The organism is Gelidibacter algens, from assembly GCF_001678675.1.
Classification (GTDB): domain Bacteria; phylum Bacteroidota; class Bacteroidia; order Flavobacteriales; family Flavobacteriaceae; genus Gelidibacter; species Gelidibacter algens.
Genome location: NZ_LZRN01000075.1, coordinates 1 through 8,915, shown reverse-complemented (window position 1 = coordinate 8,915; position 8,915 = coordinate 1). Strand labels below are relative to the sequence as shown.

Below are 8,915 nucleotides of genomic sequence, written 5' to 3'. Positions count from 1 at the left end.
ACTCGTATACTCTCAATCTTCCAGCTTCCAGCTTCCAGCTTCTTGCTTCTTGCTTCTTGCTTCTTGCTTCTATCTTCTAACTTCCAGCTTCCAACTTCTAGCTTCCAGAATAATCTCACCAACTTCACAATTCAAACTTCGTTATTCGTTATTCGTTATTCGTTATTCGTTATTCGTTATTCAAAACGAGATGTGCGCTCTTCAGTCAAAAGCTTAACTGTAATAATTTAAAATCCTCCCGCAGATAACGCAGATTACCCCAAAACAATGCGTACAAAACATTTACAAAAATTGTAAGCTTCCAGCTTCCAACTTCTAGCTTCCAGCTTCCAGCTTCCATCTTCTATCAGCAGGTTATTATGTCTTAATCTCATGAGATTGCTTCGTCCTTCGTCCTCGCAATGACCTTCACGAAGTTATTGTTATTCTACGTTTTTGCGAAAGAAGCCGTATTCTTCAAATTCAAATTCAAATTCAAATTCATCTTCAAAAATCAAACCCCCACTCGTAGACTTTCTGTTCTCTAGCCTCTAGCCTCTAGCCTCTAGCTTCTAGCTTCTAACTTCTAACTTCTAACATCGGTCATTAATCCTAAATCATAAATCGTTAACCATAAATCGTTAATCAAAAACCTACTGCCCTCTATAATACAATACCGTACTCAAGGTTTTTACCATAATATTCAGATCGAGAAAAAAGCTTCTGCGCTTGATATAGAAGAGATCATATTGCAATTTGGTAAGGCTGTCATCAACGGAAGCCCCATAGCGGGTCTTTACTTGGGCCCAACCTGTCAGACCGGGTTTTACCACGTGCCGGGTTTCATAAAAGGGTATCGATCGTGAGAGTTCTTCAACAAAAAACGGGCGTTCAGGACGTGGACCGATAAGGCTCATTTCGCCTTTTATAATATTGATAAATTGTGGAATTTCATCAAGTCGGCTTCGTCTCAAAAAATTACCGAATTTAGTGATCCTCACATCATTCGCCAGTGCCCATTTGGCACCCTCAGTCTCTGCATTTACGATCATACTTCTGAGCTTGATAATCTTAAAAACTTTGCCATGTTTGCCTACACGTTCCTGAGTGTAAAACAAAGGCCCTCTGTTCGCCAATAAGTTACCTATCAAGATTACGGGCGATATCAAAACCGCCACAGACAAACCTACGATTGAAAACAAGATATCAAAAAACCGGTTAAAAAAGAGATAGAGCTTGTTTTGATTACTCCGACTAAAGGGGAAATATTTATAAAAATCCTTACCGACAAACTGAATGGGAACGCGATAGGTAATCTCTTCATACACCTGACTGTATTCTCTAATGGTGAAACCACGTTCTAAAAGCAGCATAAGATCACTATAGATTTGGGTGGTGATGGTCTCCGTATTATAACTCGCTACGACCACTTCTGAAATCTTCTCCTCGCTAATAACCTGCATCAATTCATCAGCTTGAAATTCCCGAATCCCTTCAAATTTCACTGGCGTCTTTTTCGACAAATCACAGTTGATAAACCCAACAATCTTATAATTTGGGTCAGATTGGCTCAAGGCTTCCAAAAACGAAGTCACATAAGTCATCTCCCCAACCAGAATTACCCTTTTATAAAACCGGGGTGAGGCAATCAAGGTTACATAGGCAATCCGCCATAAAAAGATAGAGGCTACGATGGTGAGATAGAAATAGACAATCTGCAGCCTTTTTTCAGGTAAAAAAGGAGTGACTACAGGGGTCAGGAAATAAAATAATACGGTCGTGGAGACGGTCAATACGATATTTCTGAAGGTCACATCGAGCTGGCTGGATTTCTGTAAATCGTAGATTTCGAAAACGGTACCGAACACACTTAAATACAGAATTAGAATAAGAATGGCCACGCTATTTTCCCAGCGGATCATTAGGTATTCATAGTCAAATAAAAGTCCTAGTAAATAAAGTCCGAAAATGGCCAGAACGATATCTAGAAGTCTGAGCAAGACTTTTCTCTCTGAAACTTGAAAATGGATTGCTTTTTTTGTACATTGTTTGGAGAGTGTTGGGGCGAAGATAATAAGTCTCAACAATTCTGCAAGTCCTCAATCGTTTTTTATGGCTTCAGTATCAAATTAAAATGTGAGTTGTTGGTTTTTGGTTTTTGGTTTCTGGTTTCTGGTTTCTGGTTTCTGGTTTCTGGTTTCTAAATTTGTCCGTGCTTTCAACGAACATCTGCGAAACCTGATATTTATTATTATTATTATTATTATTGTTATTGTTATTGTTAACTCATTATTGTGGCGTATCTACTCAACAACTTGCATTTTTCAACTTCAACTTCAACTTCAACTTCAACTTCAATTTCAACTTCAACTTCAACTTCAATTTCAACTTCAACTTCAACTTCAACTTCAACTCCAATATCCGATATTCATTTCCTAATACCTCATCCCTAATACCCTATTTGTTGATCCCAGTTTCGAGTCTTAGGCCACAGTCCTCAGTTGAGATGTGGAATTTTAAATATGGATATTGCAGTTTTAACTTCCAGCTTCTAACTTCTTGCTTCCATCTTCTAACTTCCATCTTCTAACTTCTAACTTCTAACTTCTAACTTCCAGCTTCTAGTGTCACGAAAATCCTCGAAACTGCCGGAGACATTAACTAATCAGCTCCATCATCTAAAAGCTCCATCCCTACAAAAGGACGAGGAGTTAAGCCGCTCACTAATTTTGCAAACACTTACACATCTAAAAGCTCCTTCCCTTCCTTCTAGGGAAGGTGGATTTGAGCTCAGAAAAGAGCTCAAAGACGGAAGGGTCTATACAGTTTTCAGGAGCAGTCGTCAGCAATCGTCAATCACAACCCAAAACTTCATCCCACAACGCTCCCACATACTTCCAATCAAACTGCTCCACCTTCCCCCTAGCCTTTATAACCATAGCCTCTGTTCGAGACAACTCCTTAAAAAGTGTCCCAATCGCATCAGCCATAGCTTCCTTATCGTTGGGCGGCACCAACAGGCCATCCAAACCATCACTAATCAAATACGGCATTCCGCCCACATTTGTAGATACCACCGGAAGTCCCAAAGCCATAGCCTCAATGACACTCACGGGCATATTGTCAAAATTGGTGGTATTGATAAATACATTGTAATTTTCGGAAAGGGCAATCCAAGCGTCCTTGGTCAGCTTTCCAGTATAAGTAACGTGTACATTCAAAGATGTTGCCAAAGCTTTTACTTTTGCCAAACTCCCATCTGCATCAGGCCCTACCATACATAGTTCTGTTTTAAAGCCTCGTGCCTGCAGCTCATGCAGCACTTCAATAGCTAAAGTGGGATTATAAATTTCAGAAAAGGAACGCACCCATAATAATTTTGGGTAGTCATAAGTTTTTGATGAGAAGGGATAGTGTTTTAAAGCAATGGTGTTGGGGACATACACCACATTCTCATACCCAAATTGCGCAAAACTATCTTTTAGATATAAAGATGGAGACACATTGGCATAGGCATTTTTGAATAGTATTTTAGACAATTTAGGTGAGTTATTTAAACGATGTGGCAAATTGCCCCCATGCAGAATGGGAACATACCGCAATTGCAGCAGCCTACACAGCTGACTCACCAAAACCGCAAACTGAAAATTCTGGGTGCTATAGGTGTCAATCAAAACGAGATCCGTTTTTTTTCTAGATCTGTAGGTCGTCCATAACATCTCCCACAGCCGCCGCACTTTATTGGTTTTGCTGGACGTGTATTGCACCTCATACCCGCTCTGTTCAAACAAAGGTCCTAAAACAGCACTGTAACTGGCGTTACTTTGAGAGTTCTGGAGATGGTTTCCGACGTAAAGGAGGTTTTTCATTGGTAACATGTAACAGTGATAAGGCATATATAAAAGCAGGCGCGGCAATACGCATGGCGGAGTGATTGATGGTAGCAAACCAAAACGCTAAAAAAGAATAAAAAAAGATATTGTTGTGGTGCCTACTTCTAAAATCGAGAGGTTTTAAAATCAGGATCATTAAAATCAAAATTCCAAACATGCCATGTTCTGAAAGCAAACGGCTCACCTCGTTATGAGACGCAATAATGGCTCCCTCTGATTCCAGACGCGATTGTTTCATGCCACTAGCGCCAACCCCTAAAAACGGATGCTCCTGAAACCCTTCAAATTCATTTACAAAAAGCTCCACACGCCCAGTAGACACATCACTTTTCTCGCGTCCTGTAGCGTCTTCATTAGCATAGCGGTTGCCGACCAATCCACTGGATTGATTTAAACTAATAGCCCAAGTTGTGAAAGCGACAGAAATCAAAAGAACCACTGACACTATAATTTGTTGCTTCTGCCGGAACTTCGCACTGCCATAAAAAATTACTAAAAAAGCCGCAATCATAATCAGCGCTCCAAAAACACCACCTCTGCTCAAAGTCACCAAGGCTCTAAAAGATACCGCTGCCAAAAGCACCAAGTTGAAAACTTTCAGAAACAAACTTGGGGATTTTAAAAAAAAGCGAACCGTAAAAGCAAACATTCCCAAGCCCAATAACGTAGACACTTGGTTGGGACCAAAACCACCAGAGGTGGCAAAGCTCGATCCTGTTGACGTTAAAACCTCCTTGACACTGGGGTTGAATAAAAAGAGATGGGTAGTCATGGTAATGATGGGATAGCTCATACAAGCTACAATTTGAAGCAAGACCTCTTTACTCACTTTCTTATCATAACAATATAAGGCTGAAATCCCTAAACATACTGGGCCACTGAGCACAAAGGCGACACTCGTCCTAAAATTAAGATCATAGCCCAAAGTAGTGGAAGCCACAAGCACCGCAGGTACCAACAAAATCAAATAGATAAAATACGGATAACCTTTTCCAGAAGCGCCATCATAAAATATCCCCATTAACATCAGTAAAATCACAAAGTACTTCGAGAATTCATAAAACAGGCCGCCCCCCGTCATTCGGAATAGTGACTCCGCAGCCACAAAATAAGAAGCTCCAAACAATACCCAAATGAGCTTTTCACGTTTTGGAGTCACAATAACCTTGAAGATGAAAAACACACAAACCACCGCAAAATACAAAGTTGAAAACTGAGGGATGGTATTGATAAATATCCCCATAATAATGTGCAGCACAATTAGGGCAACATAGGCATCGTTGGTAAAACGGTAACGGTAGGTGCGTTTGGCTCTCATAGGATCAACAGGTCAATGGGCTGCAAAATACGGCAATTTTTTAGAGTTGGGAATAAAGGACCTTCAATTTATCGGTTACTGCAACTGCTGAAAAGTGCGCTGTAACATGTTGAAACATCAAATCAGAAAGCTGGTTTCTTTGAGCGGCATCACCCATTAATACTTTTAGCCGTTCTGCCATAAGTTGAGGCTCAGCTGGTGCTACCAAAAAGTCATGACATGCTTTTGGGAGAGCACTGTTGCAGTCGCCAACATCAGTTGCCACAACAGGCAATGAACCCAAACCATATTCTAACAATGCCAAGGGCAAGCCTTCCGAAGCCGAGGATAAGACCCCAATATCCGCTTGCTGAATAACATGATCTGTATCTGGGCAGCTCCCATAAAAGTAGATATGATCGTTGAGACCCAGCTCTTCAACAAGGGCATAGATCGATTTGGAATAGCGATCTTTAAAATCCTGTCCCACACAATGCAGGGTCCACTCAGGATAGTCGTCATGAACTATTCGAAAAGCATTTATAAGGGTCTGATGATCTTTTTGTGGCCTTAAGTTGGCCAAGCACAACACCCGTTTTCCCGATTGTCCTTTAAGATGCGTCACTGGCAATGTGTCTCTATCCTGGACTGCAAAATTAGGGAGATAGATCACCTCCGGACATTTTAAATGGTGTTTTGCCCATGACTCCAAAACCGAGTTCACACTCAAAATCAATGAAAAGTAACCAGAACAAAACTTGAGAACCCCATACTGACGTTTCTCCAAATAACTGCTATTTCCATAATGGTCATGCCAAACAATTTTCAAATTAGGCCTTATCCATTTCATGAGCGTCGTCATAAAAAAGGAGGTGGAATGGGCATGGATAATATCAATCTGCTCTTTTTTTATATAACTGTATAATTTGAAAATTGCAGACATATCAATCTTACGCCGCTTATTCAAAAACACATACGAAACCTCAGGCTTTAGAGAAGTTTTTAATAAGCCTTCCTGTCGCGTTGCACATAGATAAGAGCGCTCAATGGTTTCAGAAAGCGTGTTGGCAAGAGTAACTGCCATGCGCTCCGCCCCACCGGCTTCCAAACTATCTATCAATTGCAGTACGCGCATGGGTGCTATTGTTTATGGTTTATTTATTATTATTATTATTATTATTATTATTATTATTATTATTGTGTATTGCACATCTGAAGGTGTCGACTTGCGAGCGAGGCTAAGCCTATCGGTTATCTGTTGGCGGTTGTCCGTTCTCAGTCTTCAGTCTTCAGTCTTCAGTCTTCGGTCTTCAGTCTTCGGTCATCCGTCACCCATCACCCGTCACCCGTCACCCGTCATCCGTCACCCATCATCCATCATCCGTCATCCGTCACCCGTCAAATTTTACAAATCAACAATCCTCAATCCTCAATCCTCAATCAACTAAAAGTCCCCTTCGGGGATTTAGGGGATCAAAAGTCCCCTTCGTGGATTTAGGGGCCTATCACCTTCGCAATATCCGCCTCCAACCGATCAAAGGTATACTGTTGCGACCAGTTCAAAGCAGCTTCCGCCATCGCATCCAAATCAGCATGTTGTAAAGCATTGACAATCTGCGCCACGGCCATATCCAAGTCGGGTTCAATCAAAATACCACGAGTGCCTTCCCCAAGCATCCAGCCCACACAAGATACGCTGGTGGCGATAGGAATACACCCAAAAAACATCCCTTCAGCAACGGCTTTTGGCCACCCTTCACTTTTGGAAGGTAAAATATTAAAATGGGCGTCTATCAAAGACGCTTTAACAACAGATTTATCCTGATTCCCATATAAAAAAACTATGGACTCTAAATGCTGCGTCTTGACATAGTCTTGCAATTCTGGCATTAAAGGACCATCGCCATAGAGATGTAGCGTTACAGGAATCCCTATTTGATGTAAGGCCTCGATAATTTGAATCGTCAATAACGGACGCTTCCCTACCACTAAGGCTCCTGCAAACACAAAACTCAAGGTCTTTTTATAATCTCTAGGTTGAAAGGCTATTTTTTCATGTTCATAATAGGTAGCCGAAATAAAAGGCTGGATATTTTTGGTTTCGTTAGGCCATTCGCCATAGACCAATACTTGCATGTTGCGGGTTAAAAAGGTGTTTCGCAGTATGGCTTGCTGCAACCGGTAGGTCCAGGGTTGGTTACTATTGGGGTCCCAGTTGCCGGCATATTTGGTGGACTTCTTTTTATTGGGGAAAAAGATTTGAGCAACACAGGCAACCAAACTCACATTGGCAGGACATCTCAAATGAATGTGATCTGCTTGCCGCATCACCTGTATGCATTTCAAAAAAATATAAGGCACTTTAAAAAGTGTTTTAAAAATATCTAAAACACCTAAAATATTAAAATTTGGAACTGGGACAAAGGTGACCTTTTCATTCTTATATGGGGTATCAATAGCATCCACCTCATTGTTTGGTTTATGTACGCCCACTACAGTAATCTCGTCCACATACCGTCCCCATAAATTCATCTCATTTACATAAGGGCCGTAGCCGTAATAATGACCATCTTTATAACTGTGTTGCACTAGGGTGAATATGGCGAGTTTCATACTTAGCTTTAATAATAGACAATAATAAAAACAATATTGAGCGCCCAAGATATAACCATTTCAAAGAAGTTACAGTTTTTGTAATGTAAGAGTAATGTCGATGGTCGTTTAGATAATAAATGTATCAAGATCCCCTCTTTTGCATGTGCATGGTCAGTTGCATGCAGGTAAATAAATGTGACATAGAAGTATTGGAATTTTCCCAATCTTTCTTATGAAGGGATTTACCAATCTTTAATTTTTTTTCTTGGGGTATCGGTAATAAATTCAATATAAAAAACCATTTCGCATGCCCAAGAACGCCTCTTTTTTCTAAAATATCAAAATGCTTATCAAACTTTAAAAGCGTTTTTCTACTAAAAGGCCATTCCCAGGCCGCGTCGGATTGAAACGGTCTATAAAGTTTACGGATGAGCCAAATAGGTGTGCTGGTTTGGAGAGGGTCATAACTAATAATTTGTCCTTTATCCGCAAGCTTTTCATTCAATTTAGAAATCAACAAATCAATATTTTCAAAATGGTGTAAAACACCATAAGCATATATAAGATCAAAATCCTTTTCGGTAAACGACTCTGACAGAAAATCCTGCACAACACCTACTCCACTCGGAATATGAGCCAGATTCTTGTTAAGAATATCAATTCCAACTTTACTTAAATCCAAGCCAAGATATTGCTTACTGTTTTCAGCTAAGTATCGAGAATGGTGATTGCCAGCATAGCATCCTAAATCCAACACTTTCTTTCCCTTCAACTCGCCAAACCATATTTTGTGCAAATCATGGAAGTCCTGCTGGATGTTAAGATCTTTCCGAATACCGTGTAATGTTTTTTCACGAATACTTGACCAAATTCTAGTGGGTAGATTTTTTTTCTTTGTGTTGTAGAATTCCGCCTGCTTTTTGTTGGTATCAAGTGTTCTTGAAAGCTCTGAATTATCCATCATTATTTTTTTTGAATATAATTTTATTTTTTAATCTTGAACGAATATATCTAATTTTTATCCTTTTTCCGGTAGTAAAGATTGATACCCCACTTCTGAATATCTTTATTAAGGACTATTCTCATTACTGAAAAGATTTTCATGAGTGCCACGAATTCTTCTTGTTAAAAAGATAGTAGAACAAAAAAAA

6 protein-coding genes are annotated in these 8,915 nt (G+C 40.1%); all 6 read right to left on the bottom strand.

Going from position 1 to position 8,915, the window contains the following annotated elements; all coding sequences use genetic code 11:
• Window positions 1-632: 632 nt before the first annotated feature.
• The gene (locus A9996_RS18490; RefSeq protein ID WP_248912385.1) at window positions 633-1,979 is read right to left on the bottom strand and encodes an exopolysaccharide biosynthesis polyprenyl glycosylphosphotransferase; all 1,347 of its coding nucleotides are present in this window, start codon (window positions 1,977-1,979) and stop codon (window positions 633-635) included.
• An 852-nt stretch (window positions 1,980-2,831) separates the two neighbouring features.
• The gene (locus A9996_RS18485; RefSeq protein ID WP_066438818.1) at window positions 2,832-3,848 is read right to left on the bottom strand and encodes a glycosyltransferase family 4 protein; all 1,017 of its coding nucleotides are present in this window, start codon (window positions 3,846-3,848) and stop codon (window positions 2,832-2,834) included.
• A complete protein-coding gene (locus tag A9996_RS18480) occupies window positions 3,799-5,190 on the bottom strand; it encodes an O-antigen ligase family protein (RefSeq protein WP_066438816.1) in 1,392 nt (463 codons plus the stop codon). The genes A9996_RS18485 and A9996_RS18480 overlap by 50 nt, the downstream gene beginning before the upstream one ends.
• A 40-nt stretch (window positions 5,191-5,230) precedes the next feature.
• Window positions 5,231-6,304, bottom strand: a complete 1,074-nt coding sequence (locus tag A9996_RS18475) for a glycosyltransferase (protein ID WP_066438814.1) — start codon at window positions 6,302-6,304, stop codon at window positions 5,231-5,233.
• Window positions 6,305-6,663: 359 nt separating this feature from the next.
• On the bottom strand, window positions 6,664-7,782 hold the full coding sequence (locus A9996_RS18470; RefSeq protein ID WP_066438811.1) for a glycosyltransferase family 4 protein: 1,119 nt from the start codon (window positions 7,780-7,782) through the stop codon (window positions 6,664-6,666).
• Between the two features lie 124 nt (window positions 7,783-7,906).
• Window positions 7,907-8,728: a class I SAM-dependent methyltransferase gene (locus A9996_RS18465; RefSeq protein ID WP_066438807.1), complete on the bottom strand. Its 822-nt coding sequence runs from the start codon at window positions 8,726-8,728 to the stop codon at window positions 7,907-7,909.
• Window positions 8,729-8,915 lie beyond the last annotated feature (187 nt).

What these genes read in the sequence shown, in the direction of transcription:
- A9996_RS18470 (WP_066438811.1), bottom strand. Translation starts at nt 7,782, where the DNA reads ATGAAACTCGCCATATTCACCCTAGTGCAACACAGTTATAAAGATGGT.
- A9996_RS18465 (WP_066438807.1), bottom strand. Translation starts at nt 8,728, where the DNA reads ATGATGGATAATTCAGAGCTTTCAAGAACACTTGATACCAACAAAAAG.
- A9996_RS18475 (WP_066438814.1), bottom strand. Translation starts at nt 6,304, where the DNA reads ATGCGCGTACTGCAATTGATAGATAGTTTGGAAGCCGGTGGGGCGGAG.
- A9996_RS18485 (WP_066438818.1), bottom strand. Translation starts at nt 3,848, where the DNA reads ATGAAAAACCTCCTTTACGTCGGAAACCATCTCCAGAACTCTCAAAGT.
- A9996_RS18480 (WP_066438816.1), bottom strand. Translation starts at nt 5,190, where the DNA reads ATGAGAGCCAAACGCACCTACCGTTACCGTTTTACCAACGATGCCTAT.